Genomic DNA, 18050 nt, shown 5'->3' with positions numbered 1-18050 from the left:
TATCGTCGCTCGATCGGCGATCGCTGCTCGAAAAAAGCTCAGAAAATGGCAAGATTTTGTTTACGCTTCAGCCAATGGTGATGCGCTTTGTCACTAAACTGTTTCTCGCTTAGGAACGCGGATTAAATAAACCCGGATTAGCCCTCACCCCAAGGAGAGTAGGGCTAATTCATTGTGATAGAGAAAATTTAGGATAGAGGAGTTCCTGAAAATGACCCATTGGAAATGCCGAAAACAACGATGGTTTGCTCACTTTGTCTGGAATGAAGATTGCAGTTTAATGATTGGGATAACACCTGTGAGTCGTGCCACGATCGTAAAGCTGCAACTCAATCGTCCTAGGTTGGTCAACTTGCGCCGCGTTCTCTTTGACCTGCAAGAACATCCACCGCCGTTTTAGGAAATCTTATCCAAGTCAAAAACGGGCAATCCAAAAAGTCTTTCTTCCTCTCGGCTTGAGAAAGCGAGGTGTTCTCAAATCGACTCTTCTAATTGCAACAAAAACTGATAGAACGCCTGCACATCTTCCAAGCTGTTATGGCATTCAGGCAGCAACTCCACCAGTGCTATAGCGGTGCATGACCCCATGGCGAAACCCACGATAATCATTGAGTTGCTCTAGCGTCTCTGCTCGAATCACCGCAGGGCGAGTTTTTGCAATCTTGAGACTCATCTGATCCAGCAACTCTCGATGCAAGTTCGCGTCTGTTGGAGGCGATCGATCGACCTGCTTGGCAACGAGATCGCGGGAGGACACGGCAGTGCCATGTCCCTACGCCTTCATGCGGATCTGTCGCGTCAATCAAATTGCTGTCAAAATGTTATTAGACTTACTTTGCGACTTTTGATTATGCTGGTTGACCGATCGCCCTCAAACCTCACCTCACGAGAGCCACTGCTTAAAATCCTGCGTGATGGCTTGCGCCCCGGACAGCAAGAAATCGCCGACTGGCAAGGCGGACGATTAGCCGTCTCAGCCGTGCCCGGAGCCGGAAAATCGACAGGCATGGCAGTCGCGGCAGCCTTGGCGATCGCACGTCATCAACTCCACACCAAGCGTCAGTTAGTTGTCGTCACCTTTACCCGATCGGCAGCCGCGAATATTAAATCAAAGATTCGCGATTATTTGAAGACCCTGATGTTGCCTCAAGGGGGTTTTGTCGTGCATACGCTGCACGGGTTGGCATGGTCGATCGCGCGCAGCTACCCAGAGCTTTCAGGGCTAAATCCTGATAGTGTGCTAATCACGCCCAATCAGAGTCATCGCCTAATCCGCAACAGTGTTGAACAATGGATTGGGTTAAATCCGTCGCTCTATCAGCAGTTGTTAGAAGGGCGACAGTTTGACGGTGAAGAAACCGAGCGATTGCGTCGTCAAGCCGTTTTGCGAACCGAAGTCTTACCTGCTTTGGCGGATACAGTGATTCGAGAAGCCAAAAGTTCGGGGTTAATGCCGCAAGATTTGCGGGATCAGAGTTATCAAGTGGCAGACGGCTCGATCTTGACGATCGCCGCCGGACTCTATGAACAATATCAGCTACAGCTAAAATCGAGGAACTCGATCGATTATGACGAGATGGTTTTAGGAGCCTTGCGGGTGTTAGAAAATCCGAGTGTGCGATCGCGTTGGCAAACGCAAGTTTTTGCTGTGTTTGAAGACGAAGCTCAAGATTCTAGCCCGTTGCAAACCCAGTTATTAGAACTGTTGGCAACCGATCCCAATCACGCTGAAAATCATCAAAATCTGGTTCGGGTCGGCGATCCTAATCAAGCCATTAACTCGACGTTTACCCCTGCCGATCCGGTATTCTTCCGTCAATTTTGCCAACAATGTAGCGACGACGATCGACTCGCAGAAATGAATCAAGCCGGGCGCAGCAGTCCCGTGATTATTGACGCAGCCAACTTTGTGTTGACCTGGGTTAATCGTCACTACAGCAAAGTTTCAACCGATGAAGCATTAACTGAATCTGCTACGCCGTTTCGTTCTCAAGCCATTCATCCCGTCGCATTCGATGATCCTCAAACGGATGCAAACCCCCTGCCGATCGGGTTGGGTCTAGAAATCTATACGCCAGAAGATGTTTATAAAACTGTTGAATTAATTGGACAGCGATCGCTCACATTGTTTACTGAAGATTCCAATGCTCAGGCAGCAGTTTTAGTTCGCACCAATGAGCAAGGACGTTTTGTGACACGAGAATTAAAACGCTGGCACGGCGAAGATCTCAACGTGTTTGAAGTCGGACAGCGCGATCGTCAATCTCACATTCCCGCCGAGATTTTGTCACTGTTGCAGTTCCTCGATCGCCCTCATTCTCCCGACCATCTCAAAGCCGCTCTTTTAGTGTTAGTCGGACGACGATTAATTCCTACCCAAGACCTCAACGCCCTTGTTACCTTTCCCGAACAGTTTTTATATCCAGCACCGCTTGATCCGCCTCAATCGCCACAAGTTCGCGAAGCCAGTCACTACTGCGTCAGTCTACTCCGCGCCCGATTAGAACTGCCGCTCTATCAGCTAATTTCGTTTCTCGCATACACATTGAATTACGACCAAACAGAACTTGCAACCGCAAACAAACTGTCAGAGCGAATCATGCAGCAAACAACAGAGAACTCGCTAGGAGCAATGCTAGAGACATTGAGTGAGATCGTCAATTCAGAAAAATTTGAACCCGTTGAAGCAGAAGATGACGATCGCTACACCCGTCCTAGTCAACTCACTGTGATCACAATGCACAAAGCCAAAGGATTGGACTGGGACACAGTTTTCATTCCCTTTTTGCACGAAAACATGATTCCTGGAAGTCTCTATGTGCCGCCGCAAGCGAAGTTTTTAGGCGATTTCACGTTGTCAGAAGTTGCCCGTGCTCAGATTCGAGCGATCGTGCATGAAAACTTAATTCCCGATATCGAGACTGCCTGGAAACGAGCCGAATATCTCAAAACCGCCGAAGAATTTCGCTTGCTCTATGTGGCAATGACGCGCGCCAAACGGCTGCTGTGGATGTCGGCGGCAAAACGAGCGCCTTTTAGCTGGAACAAATCGGAGAACTTGGACGATCGTAAGCCATGCCCTCTGATTCCCGCCCTCAAAGCCCAATTTCCTGGCTCCGTGATAGATGATGATGTTGAATTCTAGCGGGAGGAATTTAACTAAGGGGACTCTGTTAGCAGAGCACGATCGTCAGAATATCGTTGAACAAAGAGAACCCCTGTAGCGAATAGATCTCTGATAGGATCTAACTGGAACATCTAGTGAACAGAATTCAGTTTAATCTCTGGGCACTTCAACAAACTGACGTGCGCTTAATGGTACATTCCGATCGCAAAATTTCTCCGCAGGAGAATCGCTTACCGCCGCCTCTACAAACGGGACTTGCCTTGACAGCCCTTGCCCCTATGCAAGATGTGACCGATCTGTTCTTCATGAGTGTGATCGATCGCTATGGCAGTCCTGATTATTTCTTTACTGAATATTTTCGTGTCTACACTAATTCAGGGTTAGACAAAAAAACTCTGCGATCGATTACCGAAAACTCCACCGATCGTCCCATTTTTGCTCAACTGATTGGCGAGAGCATTCCCGACCTAGTTCGCATTGCCCAATCGTTAAGCCATTATCCGATCGCGGGCATCGATCTGAATATGGGATGCCCCGCCCCCAGAATTTATCGTAAAAATGTGGGCGGTGGGTTGTTGCGCGACCCTGAAAAGGTGAGCCGAATTTTGGGCGAGTTGCGAGACGCAGTGGATGGACGGTTGACCGTTAAAATGCGCGTTGGCTTTGACGATACCGCTAACTTCGATCGCATTCTTGACCTGATCAACCGATACAACATCGATTTATTGAGCTTGCATGGTCGCACCGTTAAAGAGAAGTATCACAGCGCTGTGCATTACGATCTGATTGCCCACGCTGTGCAGCGGGTAAATTGCCCAGTTTTAGCCAATGGCAACGTCACCTCTGCCAATGCAGCAGCCACCGTTCTATCCAAAACGGGAGCCGCAGGTGTGATGGTTGGTCGTGCGGCGATCCGCAATCCCTGGATTTTTAAGCAAATTCGCCAAACTCTGAGCGGTCAGCCTGTTTCGATCGTCACATTGGTTGAAGTTCGTGACTACATTGAGCGATTGCGTCAAACAACAACCACGCAGCCGATCCCAGAGCGGGCGCGGGTTAGCTATCTGAAAATGTATCTTAACTACATCGCTCAAGGTGTAGATGCCGCAGGCGCTTTTCAGCACGAGATGCGGCTTGCCCGAACTGAAACGGAACTCTTTGAGGTCTGCGATCGCCACTTACTAAGCGACCCAAACCAAGCGTTTGCCTTAGAGCCTTATCCCGGCTTGGTGGCGCGTCCTAATTGCGAAACTGCCCGTGAAGCGATCGTCAATTAACCTGACGCTAACTTTTTGTCCAATAGCCGCTAAAGTCTGCTATTCTGCCAGACTGCAAGGGCAATATCCCACAGGCGCACCCTTATGATCGAAGTCGAACATCTCAGCAAGCTTTATGGCTCCACCTCGGCGATCGCAGATGTGACGTTTTCGGTTGAGCCAGGTGAAATTCTTGGCTTTTTAGGGCCCAACGGAGCCGGAAAAACGACGACGATGCGAATTTTGTCGGGTTATCTACCTGCTACAAGTGGGACAGCAAAAGTCGCCGGATTTGAGGTGCATGAAGACTCGATGGCGGTGCGGCAGCGCATTGGCTATTTGCCCGAATCGCCGCCGCTCTACCCGGATATGACGGTTGAGGGATATCTCAACTTTGTAGCTCAGATTAAAGGAGTCAATGCGGGAGATCGTCCGCAGCGAATTCAGTCAGCTTTAACGCGCTGCAATCTGCTCGAAAAACGCAAAACGATTATTCGCAAACTGTCAAAAGGGTTTCGGCAACGAGTTGGCATTGCTCAAGCGATCGTCCACGATCCCCCAGTCATTATCTTAGATGAACCAACCGTCGGACTTGATCCGCGACAAATCATTGAGGTGCGAAATTTAATCAAAAATCTGGCGGGTGATCACACCGTGATTCTCTCGACGCACATTTTGCCCGAAGTCAGCATGACCTGTAGCCGCGTTGCGATTATTAATCACGGTCAGGTGGTGGCAACCAACACGCCCGAAAGTTTGATGACTCAGTTGATGGGCAGTTCGGGCTATGAGCTAGAAGTCGAGGGAGAGTTTGCCGCTATCCAGCAGTGTTTGCAAGCCGTGTCGGGCGTGAAAACGATCGAGCCAATGCTCACCGATTTACTGCCTCAAAATCGCCTCAAAATCAAAGTCGTTTCTGAGTCTGAGACTGAGCTAGGCTCAGAACTTGCAACCGCTTTAGTCAGTCATCACTTAAAGCTCTATGAGATGCGGCGAGTGCAGGCAAGTTTAGAAACCGTGTTTTTGCAGCTTACGACCGAAGAAACGCCTGTTGAGAATGTAGATGAGGTTGAACCGTCTGATGCAGCGATCGAAGGAGGCACCCCAAATGAAAATGCTGACCTATAACTTTCTAGCCATTTATCGGCGAGAGTTGCAAAGCTATTTTGCTTCCCCGTTGGCGTATGCGATCGCGACCATCTACTGGATCTTGGCTGGCATTTTATTCAAAGCCGCTTTTGATGGCGTGATTGATCAAGGAAACTATGTCGATCTTCAGGCGCAATCGGGGGTTCCGATTCCTCCGATCGATGTCCCTTACGAGTTGCTTCGCACTTATTTAGGTGTGATGGGTTCGCTGTCACTGTTTGTGTTGCCAATTTTGTCAATGGGGCTTTACGCCGACGAACGCAAACGTGGCACTTTAGAATTATTGGCAACGTCTCCGATCACTAATTGGGCAGTCGCGATCGGAAAGTTATTAGGTGTATTAACCTTCTTTATCACGATGTCGTTGCCGTTGCTGTTGTATGAAGCGATCGCGCTCAACGGTGTAAATCCTCCCGTTCAACTGAGTGTAATTCTTCTAGGTCATCTAGGATTAATTTTACTGGCTGCCTCAGTACTCTCACTCGGAATGTTTGTCTCTTCTTTAACTGACAGCACAATTTTGGCAGCGATTCTCACATTCGCGTTAGTCCTGTGTTTGTGGATTGTTAGTGAATTAGCCAAGAACTTTGGGGGTGTCGTGGGTGACGCGCTATTTAATTTATCGTTGCTGAAGCATTACACTAACTTAGTTCAAGGCGTGGTTGATACGAGTAGTTTAGTGTTATTTGCCAGCTATATTTTTCTAGGAATCTTTCTCACTGCCCAATCGATCGACGCATTGCGATTCCAACGTTCTTAGTGATTTTTATGAAGACCTTGCAGCCTCGTTCCATACTCCTTAAATACTGGAGATACCTGTTTTGGTCAGGCCCCATTCTGACGGTTATGGGCATCTCAGCCGGGATGGTTTCAGGTGGCTGGACTTCAATTCCGTTGGGGCTGATCATTAGCGGCATTGTGATTATAGGGCTTTGGGTGGTGTTTTTAGGACGCGGAGGCAACTCACAACAACCCCAGTTTTGGAACCGTCGATCGACCCAAGTCAGCACGAATGTTCTAGTCAGCACGATCGCGGTTTTCGTGATTTTGGGACTGATCAACTTTATGGTCAGCCGTCACCCAACGAGAATCGATTTAACCGAAGGGCAACTATTCACCCTCTCGCCTGAGTCTCAGCAAGTGGTGCAATCTTCCCCAGCGGTGAAAGTGTGGATTTTTGACAGTCAACAAAATTCTCAAGATCGCGATTTGTTAGAAAACTATCAGCGACAAAATCCCAAGTTTTCGTTTGAGTTTGTCGATCCTGAAGCCAACCCAGGGTTAGCCAACTCATTTGGCATTAAAAATAGCGGCGAAAATCGGGATGTCTATTTAGAATTGCAATCCAGCAAGCGTAGACAGTTTGTGCAGAGCATTAGTCCTCAAACCCGCTTGTCTGAGAATCGGATCACAAGTGGAATTTTGCAGCTTACGAGCGATCGTCGTTCAAAGGTTTATTTTCTGCAAGGGCATGGAGAACGATCGCTCGATGCGGGACAAGGTGCCATTTCACAAGCGGCGCAAGCGCTCAAAGATAAGAATTTTGTCGGTGAACCGCTCAATTTAGGACTCACGGAAAAAGTCCCGGCGGATGCGGTGGCGGTGATGGTGGTAGGCCCAGTTCGCCCCCTGTTAGAGGCAGAAACAAAAGCACTGCAAGACTATCTCAATCAAGGCGGAAATCTGCTCGTCGCCGTTGACCCCACCATTAAATCGGGATTGGATAATCTGCTCAATTTGTGGGGCGTTAAATTAGACGATCGCGTCGTGATTAACGCCTCCGATCGTCAGGTTCGCGGCAAGGGCCCAACGGCGGTTGTGATCGCGCAATATGGCGAACACCCCATTACCAGAGACTTTCGCAACAGCAACTCAATTTACCCACTAGCGCGTCCTTTAGAAATCACTCCGGTTCCGGGAGTGCAATCAACGCCTCTGTTATTGACTGATCCCAACAGTTGGGCAGAAAGCAACCTCAAAGAGCAGCCGCTTAAATTAGATGGCGGCGATCGCCCCGGCCCGATCGCGCTAGGCGCAGCGTTCAGTCGTCAAGTCACGCCCTCCGCTCAACCGAGTCCATCGGTTAGCCCATCTCCTCAAGCGTCGGGTAGTCCTTCTCCCAGTCCTTCGATCGCGGTATCTCCGAGTCCGTCCCCGACTCCATCGGCTGCCCCTTTTGTCCAAGGCGCTAGAGAATCTCGTCTCATCGTCTTCGGCAACTCTAGCTTCGCCACCGACGGACTCTTCGGTCAATATTTGAATGGAGATGTCTTTGTCAACTCGGTGAGCTGGCTGAGTCAGCAAGAACAACAGCCGCTATCGATTCGCCCTAAAGATTTAAAGAATCGGCGCATCGCTCTCACAAACGAGCAAGCAAGCGTTCTTGGATTTATTGCGCTCGTGGCAGTTCCGCTATTGGGGTTGACCAGTGCAGGCGTGGTTTGGTGGCGACGGCGATAGACTCTATCGAGTTGTTTGGTGAAAGGCGTTTTGTCGATCGCGAGTTTGTAAGACTGAGATGTCACAAATCTTGCCGATCGGTTGATAGCTGTCCCCTCTAACCAGTATCCTCACAGCATTAATTCATCTCGAATAGATTTTATGAGGCGACTGAAACAACTGGTTGGGCGCACGATCGCCTGCACCAAAGATCAAAATTTTCTGCATGGATTAGAAAACATTGAGGGTGTAGTTTCAAAAGTGCTTTCGGTCATGATGGTGTTGGTGACGATCGCGGCCGTCTTTGATCTCGGCGTTTTTTTGGCGCAAGAGTTATGGAATGAATTATCTTCGCCCAATCACACACGATTTAGTGAAGTCCTGTTTAAGATATTTGGGCTGTTTCTCAATATTCTGATTGCGCTAGAGATTTTAGAAAACATCACAGCCTATCTTAAAAAGCATGTCATTCAAGTTGAGCTGGTGATCGTCACATCATTAATTGCAGTGGCGCGAAAAATTATTATCTTAGATTTAAGCAAAACCTCTGGAATCGAAATTATTGGGTTAGGGGTCGCGATTCTCTCGCTGTCGGTGGGCTATTGGATTATTCGTCGCGTTAACCTAAAACAGGATCACTCATAGAGTTCATCATGGAAGAATTTTTTCAATTTGAAGCGGATTTTGTTGAATCTTTGCGCTGTGTGCCAATGCAAGTACGGCTCAAGCTAGACACCTGCGGGGTTAAATTAAAGCTTCCGCAATGGAATAAATTTAATCAGGACGATCGCCAAATTTTAGTAGACACGCCTTGCACTACAGAACCCGAAATTGCTGATTATCGAGATCTTCTGCATCAAATGGTTTTGCAACGCACGGGCAACACGGCGACCGATTTAGCGATCGACCCTCACCCCGACTGGGAGAATGTCACGACCATTCCTGAAAGTGTGCAAGAGAAATCACAAGCCGTAGGTGTGGTTCTTTCACCCGCGCAGTGGTCGGGGCTGACCCCACTGCGACGATTTGCCCTAATCAAACTGAGTCGTTCTGGACATGAAAACCACAATTTTTTACCCGCTTTAAAGGAATTTCAGTTGGTTTAAAACCTCAAAGTATCTCTAGCGAACCTCCGATGGCGGGGCTTCTCGCTTGCCGACAAAGTTTACCCCCGGTGCAGATTCTAAGCGAATGTTGCCTCTGATTGTTTCTTCTGTCACACTGCCCCGAATTGTCACCTCACGACCTTGAGCGTTTTTTTGACACGCATCCAAATGAGAAGGAACGCCCGATAACGTGAGGGGTTGGCGATCTAGCGCTTCCTGATGCGAGTCGAGCATTCCCGTGAGCGACGGTCTTTTCTTAGAAGCGGTCAGCGTTTTGCCAGTTTCGTCTGCATTCAACAACGAGCCACTGAGATAAATTCCCGATTGCTGAATCGTGAGAGCTAGGGCATCTGCCTTGAGACATCCGGGCAGGGTTTGAGCCTCAATCCGGTAGCGACCCTCTATTTTGGTCGGTGCTTTGAGATTTGCCTCACCGTAGGCAGTGGCGAAGCTAAATAGAGCGACTACAAACCCGATCGAGCCTGCATAAAACGCTAGAGATTTGGCATTGAATTTCATAGTTCGTGTCCTCTCACTGACTCGATTCCAGGGCTTTCTAACACCGAGGTTAAATGGGAGGCAACCTCGTTATATCGGCGCGTGATCAGCAGCGAAGAACGGCACCGCACGGCTAACTCATCAGCATATCGCCCCAAAGTTTGGCGATCGAGTCCCCATTCTCGGCTGGCTCCTGCGATCGTTAAGTCTGCCATTCTAGAAGCATCGACCACCGCCAAAATTGGGCTGGCTGCCTCAATGATCGGCATCGAGATCCGCTCGACCACTTGCTGCGGCAGCCGTTCGATCAAATTATAAAACTCATAGCTCAACTCGCTATGCGGCTGATCGCCCGATGCCAGCCGCAAAATAGTTAAGTGACTATTTTCGCAGTTAATCAGCAATCTCAGCGCCAGTTCTAACCCCAAATCGGTGTGAACGTTTGAAACGTAAGGGAGTAAAAGCCGTTCGAGCTTAGTTGTTTGGCGATCGACATACACCGCCACATCTACCGGAGCCGTGCTGAGAATCTGTCCCACGCGCCCGCCCAAACGATTGGTGCTAAATGCCGGACGGTGCCAGCCTACCACTACTAAATCAACCCGATCGCGGCTGGCAATATTCGCGGTTGCTCGCGCCACATCATTAGAAACTTGAATAATCGGACGCACTAAACTTCGATATTCGGGCGGCTCAATGCTTTTCACTAGCTCATCAAGCTGCGCTTGTCGCTGGGCAATTAATCGATCGGCTTCCGCAGGCGTACTTTCATAGACATAATCTTCGTCTAGCTGAATCAGGCTGAGCGGAGACACAATTGCGGGCCGATGATCAGGTTGCAGCGGCACATTGCCCACCGCGATCGCCATTGCTAGCTGAATTAATCCTCTCTGACTACTCGGATTCGCGATCGGCACTAAAATTTGATAGGCTGGCTGGCGATCGTCTACAGCAGGTTCGGCAATATTTTTACGAATTTGATGTTTAGGATAGGTTAACTCCAGCAATGGTGAGGTCATAAATGTAGTGACTAGCGCCATAATCACCAGCATTGTAAATAGCAATGGCGAAATCACTCCCAAACTCAATCCAATATTGAGGACGATCAGTTCTGTCAGTCCGCGAGTGTTCATTAACCAAGCCAACGCTGACGATTCTCGTTTGTCAATTCCAGAAACTCTCGCCGCGACGTAAGTGCCTGCATATTTGCCCACGATCGCCACCGCAACCACCAGCAAACACAGCGCCCACAAAATCGGACTGTTGAGCAAGCCGATCTGAGTTTGCAGCCCACTGTAGGCAAAGAAAATCGGCAGCAGGAACGTCAGTACAAAATCTTCTGTTTTTTCTGCCAGCTCCCGCGTCAGTCCTTGGTGTTTGGGCATGACTGCGCCAAACAAAAAGGCTCCAAAAATCAAGTGAATGCCAATCAATTCGGTAATCAGCGCTGAGATCACGACTCCCATATAAATCAGCGCGACGACGGTTTGATTGAGTTTTTGAGTACGATCGTAATAGGACGTTAAATATCCCAGCAGTTTGCGTCCCAAAGTTGCCATCAAGCCGATGTAGATCACCGACTGGATCATTGTGGGCAGAGCGCCTGCCATAGAGTTGGTGCGGGTGACGGCGATCGCGAGCGCCAGCAAACACCAGGCTGTTACATCATCGACGGCTGCACAGGTGAGCGCCAGCGTCCCTAAGCGACTATTTTGCAAATTGTTTTCAGTCAGAATTCGTGCCAGCACCGGGAACGCCGTAATCGACATCGCCGCTCCCAAAAATAGCGCAAATGCCGTAAATGCCACGCTATCGTTCGACACTTGCGGATAGAGCAGCAATGCCAGCAGCGTCCCCAGCGAAAATGGCACCAAAATGCTGACGTGTGAGATCAGCACTGCGGTGTCTAACCCATTTTTGAGATATTTAGGGTCTAGCTCTAACCCAATCAGAAACATGAAAAAAATCAGTCCGATTTGCGACAGCACCCCCAGATAAGGAATGGTTTCTGGCGTAAACAGGGCAGCCGCCGCATCGGGTGCGATCGCCCCAAAAAACGAAGGCCCCAGCATAATTCCCGCGACGATTTCGCCAATCACCAAGGGCTGTTTGATGCGCCGAAACGCCAACCCCATCAGCCGAGACAGACCGATGATCATCAAAACCTGAATGAGAACCTGAACCACGGGATCGAAGTGCATGATGATAGACCTGAGACTTCTTTAACTTGATAAGTTGCGTCCTCGCCACGTCCAGCCCCAGCCTGTTTCGGTTTTAATGATTGAGGCGATCGCGATCGCACTGACCAATACGCCACCGATGCCGCTTAACCACCAATAGCGAGGCGGAATGTTAGAAAATTTTTGGTTGAGGCGACGCAAATCATATTGCAGGACGATCGCGATCAATGCAAGCATGATCAGGCTGGAATCCCATCCGTTGAAAGAGCCAAAGAGGTTAATCAGCGCGATCGTCAACCCGAGCCAGGGAACGGTAAAAACTAAGACGGTCACAAAGGCAATATAAAGGATCAGCCGCAGATTGCGATGAGTGCCGATATACCAGTTTTTCGTCCAGCCTTCCCAGAGCGCCCCGATCGAGCGATACATTCTCACGTCTGCCATGTCAGACCCCAACCCATACCACAGCTTCAGCCCGTGTTGTTTAATGCGTCGCCCTAACTGCACATCTTCGACTACTTCACGGGCAACCGATCGATGCCCACCAATTTGCTCATAAGCGCTGCGGCGAAACAGCATAAACGGCCCCACCGCAAACGCCGCTTCACTGTTGGGGTCACAAACCTCGGCAAAACTATAGCCCGCCGCAAACAAACTCGCAATAATCGGTTGAGCCAGCCATTCACCCCAACCGCCGCAGACGATCGTCATCCAAAAAGTCAGCAGGTCGGCTTGCTCTCTCTGGGCAACGGCAACGGCGGTTTCGATCGCGCCGCGTTTGATCTGCACATCGGCATCAATAAACAGCAAAAACTCCCCAGTGACTAGCGGAGTCACTTGAGCACACGCCCAATTTTTGCCCACCCAACCTTCACCTGCTGGGCGAGGCTTTCCGGCTAACACCTTCAGTCGGGGATCTGGGATTGCTTGCACGATCGTCAGTGTCTCATCCGACGACTGATCATCGACGACCCAAACCTCTAGCCGTTCACTGTCAGAACTTTTGAGAACTGCGTTCACACAATCTTGAATATTTTCAGCCTCGTTATAAGCCGGGATCACCACCGCAACCGATGGCAAATCTAGCCGCTCTTGATCGGATAAAACTGGAGATATCTGCTCGGCTTCTGCCAAGTGCCGATGCAGGTGATCGATAAAAGTCCGCAGGGCAATTAGCGAACCGATGAGTGCAAAAAGTAGTAAAAAAAACACGGCTGACCCCAAAATTTCTTTGATGTTGCCCTAGTCAAGCGCTTAAGTATAGCGGCTCGCGCGCGAATCTACTACCCTCGCTTTAAGCCTTTGTGTATAGCGACTATCAGACAAACCCGCTGACGATCGCAGCGTTCTAAAGACAAAAACTTTCTTATAGGATCAAAATCAAAGTTTGTGTGAGAGAGGAATTCTAATCATTGCGTATAATCTGAACAGGAAACTTCACAAACCTTTGGCTGATTCCTGACGATCGCGCCGCTCAAGTAGTTTAATAGAAGATTTAATGATGCCCCGGATACTCGTCATCGACGATGACCCCACAATCTCAGAACTAGTGGCTGTCAACCTCGAAATGGCTGGCTATGATGTCACGCAAGCAGGTGATGGCATTCGGGGTCAGGCGCTAGCGCTGCAAATTCAGCCTGATCTGATCATGCTTGACCTGATGCTGCCGCAGGTGGATGGCTTTACCGTTTGTCAAAGACTTCGCCGCGACGATCGCACCTCAGAGATTCCGGTGTTAATGTTGACGGCACTAGGGCAGACGCAAAACAAAGTTGAAGGCTTTAACGCAGGGGCAGACGACTATCTCACCAAGCCCTTTGAAGTTGAAGAACTGCTGGCGCGAATTCGGGCACTGCTGCGTCGCACCGATCGCATTCCTCAAGCGGCAAAGCACAGCGAGATTCTTAGCTATGGTCCGCTGGTGCTCGTGCCAGAGCGGTTTGAAGCAATTTGGTTTGGCAAAACAGTTAAACTGACTCACTTAGAGTTTGAGCTTTTGCACTGCTTGCTTCAGCGTCATGGTCAGACGGTTTCTCCGAGCGAGATTCTCAAAGAGGTGTGGGGCTACGATCCCGATGATGATATTGAAACGATTCGAGTCCACGTTCGGCATTTGAGAACCAAATTAGAACCAGAGCCGCGTCATCCTCGCTTTATTAAAACGGTTTATGGAGCGGGCTATTGTCTAGAGTTGCCTAGCACAGGTGATGTTGAAGTAGGGGTCGAGTCTTCTGTGGCAGGGTAAGCAGGATGGGTTGAATGCCAAGTCTTTATACCGAAATCGAGATTGATGTGCCAAAACCTCAGGTCTGGCGGATTCTGTTTCAAAAAGATCGCTGGAAGTATTGGAACACGTTTTTATATGACTGTGATTGCGATCGTCCCTTCACTCAAGGTCAGGAGACGATTCTTTCTCTACGCCGCGTGTCAGGTGAAGAACCAATCGAATTTCAGCCGATCGTCACTCTCGTTCAGCAAGATAGCTGTCTTCAATGGGTTTCAACGATTCCAGGGTTTCGCAACGAACACGTTTTTGAGCTGCAAGACATTGGCAGAAATCGCACCAAATACATTCATCAAGAACGCTTTTCAGGTCCATTAAGCAAGATGTTTTTGCCCTTTATTCGTCGCGACGAACAGCAAGGCATCCAGCGCATGGCGTGGGAGTTAAAACACTATGCAGAGCGATCGAGTCAGCGTTTTCGCGATTAGAAAAGAGATTGATTAGGAATATGCACAAAACAAAATCTCATTAATCAGGAAACACCTGCGGCGAAAACATCGCCCAAAGTGCTTCGTAATAAGGTTTGAAATAGGCAGATTGAGCCGGGCTGAGATGTGTACTCATTTCACCGTTAAGCAAGTGAAGCATTTGCCGCACGATTTCCCACCGCACTTTCAAACGAGGGTATAGCATAACGCACAGCGGAAAAAGCTCTTGCTGGACAGCACTAACGCTGTTTTCCAAGATGCACACCCACAAATACACCTGAAACATTTCGGTGTCGCGCAGGCTAGAAACGCGAACGTTAACCTCTCTCAACCGTCCTGAGTGAGATTGGTAATTGGGGTTGATTTGTGCAACCCGATCGACCACTCGCTCAGAGATCGTGGTGCAAAGGGGAATAAGACGCTGTACGGTTTGCAGAGATGGGGCAGAGTAAGTCAGTTGAGCAGCAGCATCATAGGCCCGCTGAAGCGGCATATATAGATGATCGTCAATCACCTTAAAATATTGACTCAGCAGCGGTCGAGCAGAGATCGGAGCCAGATTGAGCAATATCTGTCCGCTGTAGTGAAACTGCATACTGATGAACCCAATCACTCTAGGGTCGATCGCCGTATGCTTCCGCCGGATTTCACCGAGGTTTGGCGCAATCAGCCTAGAGAGCCGGAACGGTTCTAATTGTTGGGCATAAGCAGAGAGCGCAATTTCGTAGACCTCGTGAGCATCTTTTGCCACAGCCCAGGGGTCAATTAGCTGATGATCAATTTGATGTCGGATGAGTTCTTGGGCGAGCAGCGCTTCGGTTTGTGTCCAGGCTTGAGCGCTGGCTGTGCGAAGGACTTGCCTAAGTGAATTTGCCGTTGCTGCTGCCGTTCCGCTCTGGCTAATTGTGGATTCAACATCGTCCTGGTTGGCTAGATTTTGCAGATATTTCTTAGCCCATGCCTCCGAAAAATTCTGGCTTGCTGGTGTGGATAGATCGCGATTTCCTGATAGCACACTTCCGATCATTTCTGGCTGCATTTGCTTTTGCGTTATAAAAATACACGTATCAACACAAACAATACAGGTGTAGAAAAAGTTTTGTAACGGTGATATCTCGGAGACTTCACAGCTTCCTCAATCCAAAGATCACAAGCGAGAACTGCTGTAAGAAAAGATTGAAAGTCAAACGTCCTGTCTAAATCAAGAGCATTGAGCCTACATCAGTCCACAGCCGATCGCTTAATTCAGCCCGAACAAACAGTCCGTGTAGTACATTTGCTAACAGCATCGACTGCTACTCAGACCCCACAACTTTCTACTTAATGCAGGCGATCGCCACTCATCGCAATCCTAAATAATTCGTGAACGTCATGACTGTGCTTCAGGAAATGACCAAGAGTTTACTGTAGCTCTGTACAACAATCTATCTTGGGGTGCTTTCTAATGACTACCGTCCAGACTAGCTTCTCAACGATTTATGCAGATCAGACTTACCAGCATCCCGTGACTGTGCGTCACAATGGCACCGTGATTGCCTTTGCAATGGATCAACAACGCAAAATTTACTATACCGTCCTAGACATCAATACTCCTGATGCGAAACCGATCGATGCTGAGAATTGGCTCAAAGAACCAAAAGAACTGTTGTTTGCTAATGAAATCACGCAAGTCGGCTACGGTGGCTTTGATCTAACTACACTGCCAGTGGTGAAGAAGAATGGGGACGTTGTGATCCCTGGTACGCGGGTACAGCCGCAGGAATTGAACAGTTTTCAGTCTTCCACTGCCCGACTGACGGCAAACGCCCCGTTTCAGGTAATGTCCGACGATCAGTATCTTTATGTATTTCGGCAAGCGATCGCGGCTGATCACCCGCAGATGGTGTTCAAGCAGAATGCAGACGGCACCGAAACCACCGATGCGAATGGGAAAAAGGTGCCTTTGGTCAATTCGACCCTGTTGCTCGATCGCTTTGTCCTGTCTGGAACTGATCTGCAACCCAAGCTAGAAGTCCGCTATCAGCGTAGCCGCAGCAAATCGCGTCCTCAAAGCAGCAAAGATAGCCTCAGCGCGAAAGACATGGAAGGTAAGCCCTTCTATGAACCGACCCAAGAATTAGATTTCATTCGCCATCTCAGCGAGGGATGCTTTACAGTCCTGTTGTTGCCGACGCAGATTCCAGAACAAAAGCGCTGGCAGATTTTTGCCTACAACAGTCAAACGACCTTAATGGATGCGTATAACATTGAGCAGTCTGGAGATGGATTGTTCAACACCCGCGACCTGGAAGCTTTGGCAGAGGGAGGGGTAATCACCCGTGAAGTTGGGGCAGAATCGGCGATCGCCTTGAATGGGCAAACCGATTATCTAGAATTTCCTAGCTTGATCACCAGCGATACAGGCACGATCGAGTTTCGGCTAAAGTTAACCTCGCTAGACGACCAAATTTTGCTAGATGCAACCACCACTGCCACCACAGGAGCGAATCCGCTAGATGAGGTCAAGTACTTCTTTATTGATATTAAAAAGGGTGCGCTGCGCTTTTGGCTGGAAGATGCTAGGGATGCAGATTTTCAGGCGGCTGTTGCGAGTCTGCAAGGCGTTGCCCTCAATCAGTGGCATCATGTCGCTGCCGTGTGGAACTATAACAACACGAGCAGTGTTCCCGTCACGCAGCTTTACTTAAACGGCAAACTGGTTGCCAAAGATGAGCGGATCGCAGTGGGTAGACCGACGCTGCAAAACCCTTACTTCGGCAAAATTCGCAACACTACGGCACTCGGTCAACCCGAAAAAAGCTTGCAGCCATTCAAAGGGCAGGTGGATGAAATTCGCTTTTGGAAGGTTGCCCTGACTAGCCCAATCATTCAGGCACAAATGCCCCTGTCGCTGCGAGGAAATGAGCCGGGATTGGTCGGCTACTGGCGCTGCGATGAAGGGAAAGGAGAGACTCTGCATGACTCTACGTCTTTTGCCAACCACGCGAAATTAGTGGTGAATGGCACCGACACGATCGCAACCAAGTGGGTGCAACTAGTAGCAGGGATTCTGGAACCGATCGAGACGCTGCGATCGAGTTTTGCGTTGCGCGATCGCACCATTACCGCCGGAATGTCAGCGCTGCTCTACTTCCAACAAGAAACCGCACCTGTGGGCTACGACAACGCTGAAAAACCACTCAAGAAGAGCGCCCGCGTCATGCTGGCAGTGGGCACCAAAGCGACGGGAAGCGATCGTCAGGAAACGGCGATCGTTGACTTCGGCGTTGCGCGCACCGGACGCATCTCCCAACCACCCGACGCTCTAGACTTGCCCGCGATCGACCCCGTTGCCGAAGACCGTCGTCGCATCCAAATTTTGGAACCCCAGATTGCACAACTTCAGCAACAAGTTCGGTCACTGCAAGAGCGTGTCGGGAAACTGCCTTCTGGAAATTCAGAAGATCCACTGTTCCAGTCTCTTGTTGTGGGTGCGACCTTTATTTGATACCCTTAGAGCGCAATGGAAAAGCCATATTGATTCAGCTTGTTCCAGAATTGATCCCAACGGGTTGAGGTTAAGACTAACGCTCTCAAACTCAGA

The 18050-nt window shown here is 49.4% G+C and carries 16 protein-coding genes; 11 read left to right on the top strand and 5 right to left on the bottom strand.

Annotated features, from left to right (window positions below; genetic code table 11):
* Window positions 1-211 precede the first annotated feature (211 nt).
* A complete protein-coding gene (locus tag BRW63_RS27920; RefSeq protein ID WP_143162121.1) occupies window positions 212-400 on the top strand; it encodes a hypothetical protein in 189 nt (62 codons plus the stop codon).
* 144 nt (window positions 401-544) lie between these two features.
* On the opposite strand, the gene BRW63_RS25490 is transcribed toward BRW63_RS27920, so the two are convergent.
* On the bottom strand, window positions 545-757 hold the full coding sequence (locus BRW63_RS25490) for a ribonuclease toxin HepT-like protein (protein ID WP_073075145.1): 213 nt from the start codon (window positions 755-757) through the stop codon (window positions 545-547).
* Between the two features lie 93 nt (window positions 758-850).
* On the opposite strand from BRW63_RS25490, the gene BRW63_RS25485 reads away from it, so the two are divergent.
* The 7 genes from BRW63_RS25485 (at window position 851) to BRW63_RS25455 (ending at window position 9077) form a co-directional block, all read left to right on the top strand.
* Window positions 851-3145 (top strand): ATP-dependent helicase, encoded by a 2295-nt coding sequence (locus BRW63_RS25485; protein ID WP_073075144.1) that lies wholly within the window; start codon window positions 851-853, stop codon window positions 3143-3145.
* A 116-nt stretch (window positions 3146-3261) separates the two neighbouring features.
* The gene (locus tag BRW63_RS25480) at window positions 3262-4404 is read left to right on the top strand and encodes a tRNA dihydrouridine synthase (protein ID WP_223257520.1); all 1143 of its coding nucleotides are present in this window, start codon (window positions 3262-3264) and stop codon (window positions 4402-4404) included.
* Window positions 4405-4488: 84 nt separating this feature from the next.
* Complete coding sequence (locus BRW63_RS25475; protein WP_073075143.1) at window positions 4489-5511, top strand: ABC transporter ATP-binding protein; 1023 nt, start codon at window positions 4489-4491, stop codon at window positions 5509-5511.
* The gene (locus BRW63_RS25470) at window positions 5492-6292 is read left to right on the top strand and encodes an ABC transporter permease (protein WP_073075142.1); all 801 of its coding nucleotides are present in this window, start codon (window positions 5492-5494) and stop codon (window positions 6290-6292) included. The genes BRW63_RS25475 and BRW63_RS25470 overlap by 20 nt, the downstream gene beginning before the upstream one ends.
* Before the next feature lie 8 nt (window positions 6293-6300).
* Complete coding sequence (locus BRW63_RS25465; RefSeq protein WP_073075141.1) at window positions 6301-7992, top strand: GldG family protein; 1692 nt, start codon at window positions 6301-6303, stop codon at window positions 7990-7992.
* A 141-nt stretch (window positions 7993-8133) separates the two neighbouring features.
* The gene (locus tag BRW63_RS25460; RefSeq protein WP_106254183.1) at window positions 8134-8616 is read left to right on the top strand and encodes a phosphate-starvation-inducible PsiE family protein; all 483 of its coding nucleotides are present in this window, start codon (window positions 8134-8136) and stop codon (window positions 8614-8616) included.
* 8 nt (window positions 8617-8624) lie between these two features.
* The gene (locus BRW63_RS25455) at window positions 8625-9077 is read left to right on the top strand and encodes a nitrate reductase associated protein (protein ID WP_073075140.1); all 453 of its coding nucleotides are present in this window, start codon (window positions 8625-8627) and stop codon (window positions 9075-9077) included.
* A 15-nt stretch (window positions 9078-9092) separates the two neighbouring features.
* On the opposite strand, the gene BRW63_RS25450 is transcribed toward BRW63_RS25455, so the two are convergent.
* From BRW63_RS25450 to BRW63_RS25440, 3 genes are read right to left on the bottom strand one after another with little or no spacing between them, the layout of a single operon-like run.
* Window positions 9093-9596: a hypothetical protein gene (locus BRW63_RS25450; protein WP_073075139.1), complete on the bottom strand. Its 504-nt coding sequence runs from the start codon at window positions 9594-9596 to the stop codon at window positions 9093-9095.
* The gene (locus BRW63_RS25445) at window positions 9593-11776 is read right to left on the bottom strand and encodes a cation:proton antiporter (protein ID WP_073075138.1); all 2184 of its coding nucleotides are present in this window, start codon (window positions 11774-11776) and stop codon (window positions 9593-9595) included. Before BRW63_RS25445 ends, BRW63_RS25450 begins: the two co-directional genes overlap by 4 nt.
* A gap of 21 nt (window positions 11777-11797) precedes the next feature.
* On the bottom strand, window positions 11798-12967 hold the full coding sequence (locus BRW63_RS25440; RefSeq protein WP_223257519.1) for a glycosyltransferase: 1170 nt from the start codon (window positions 12965-12967) through the stop codon (window positions 11798-11800).
* A 289-nt stretch (window positions 12968-13256) separates the two neighbouring features.
* Between BRW63_RS25440 and BRW63_RS25435 the strand changes: the two genes are divergently transcribed.
* Together BRW63_RS25435 and BRW63_RS25430 are read left to right on the top strand one after the other, a co-directional pair.
* Entirely contained in the window at window positions 13257-14000 is a 744-nt protein-coding gene (locus tag BRW63_RS25435) for a response regulator transcription factor (protein ID WP_073075149.1), read from the top strand.
* A 14-nt stretch (window positions 14001-14014) separates the two neighbouring features.
* Window positions 14015-14467 (top strand): SRPBCC domain-containing protein, encoded by a 453-nt coding sequence (locus BRW63_RS25430; RefSeq protein WP_073075136.1) that lies wholly within the window; start codon window positions 14015-14017, stop codon window positions 14465-14467.
* 40 nt (window positions 14468-14507) lie between these two features.
* Here the strand turns inward: BRW63_RS25430 and BRW63_RS25425 are convergent, their stop codons facing one another.
* Window positions 14508-15506 (bottom strand): hypothetical protein, encoded by a 999-nt coding sequence (locus BRW63_RS25425; protein ID WP_083583255.1) that lies wholly within the window; start codon window positions 15504-15506, stop codon window positions 14508-14510.
* Between the two features lie 405 nt (window positions 15507-15911).
* Between BRW63_RS25425 and BRW63_RS25420 the strand changes: the two genes are divergently transcribed.
* Entirely contained in the window at window positions 15912-17954 is a 2043-nt protein-coding gene (locus BRW63_RS25420; RefSeq protein WP_073075135.1) for a LamG domain-containing protein, read from the top strand.
* The last annotated feature ends 96 nt before the right edge of the window (window positions 17955-18050 follow it).

The organism is Phormidesmis priestleyi ULC007, assembly GCF_001895925.1.
Classification (GTDB): Bacteria; Cyanobacteriota; Cyanobacteriia; order Leptolyngbyales; family Leptolyngbyaceae; genus Phormidesmis_A; species Phormidesmis_A priestleyi_A.
This window is presented reverse-complemented; position numbering and strand designations above follow the sequence as displayed.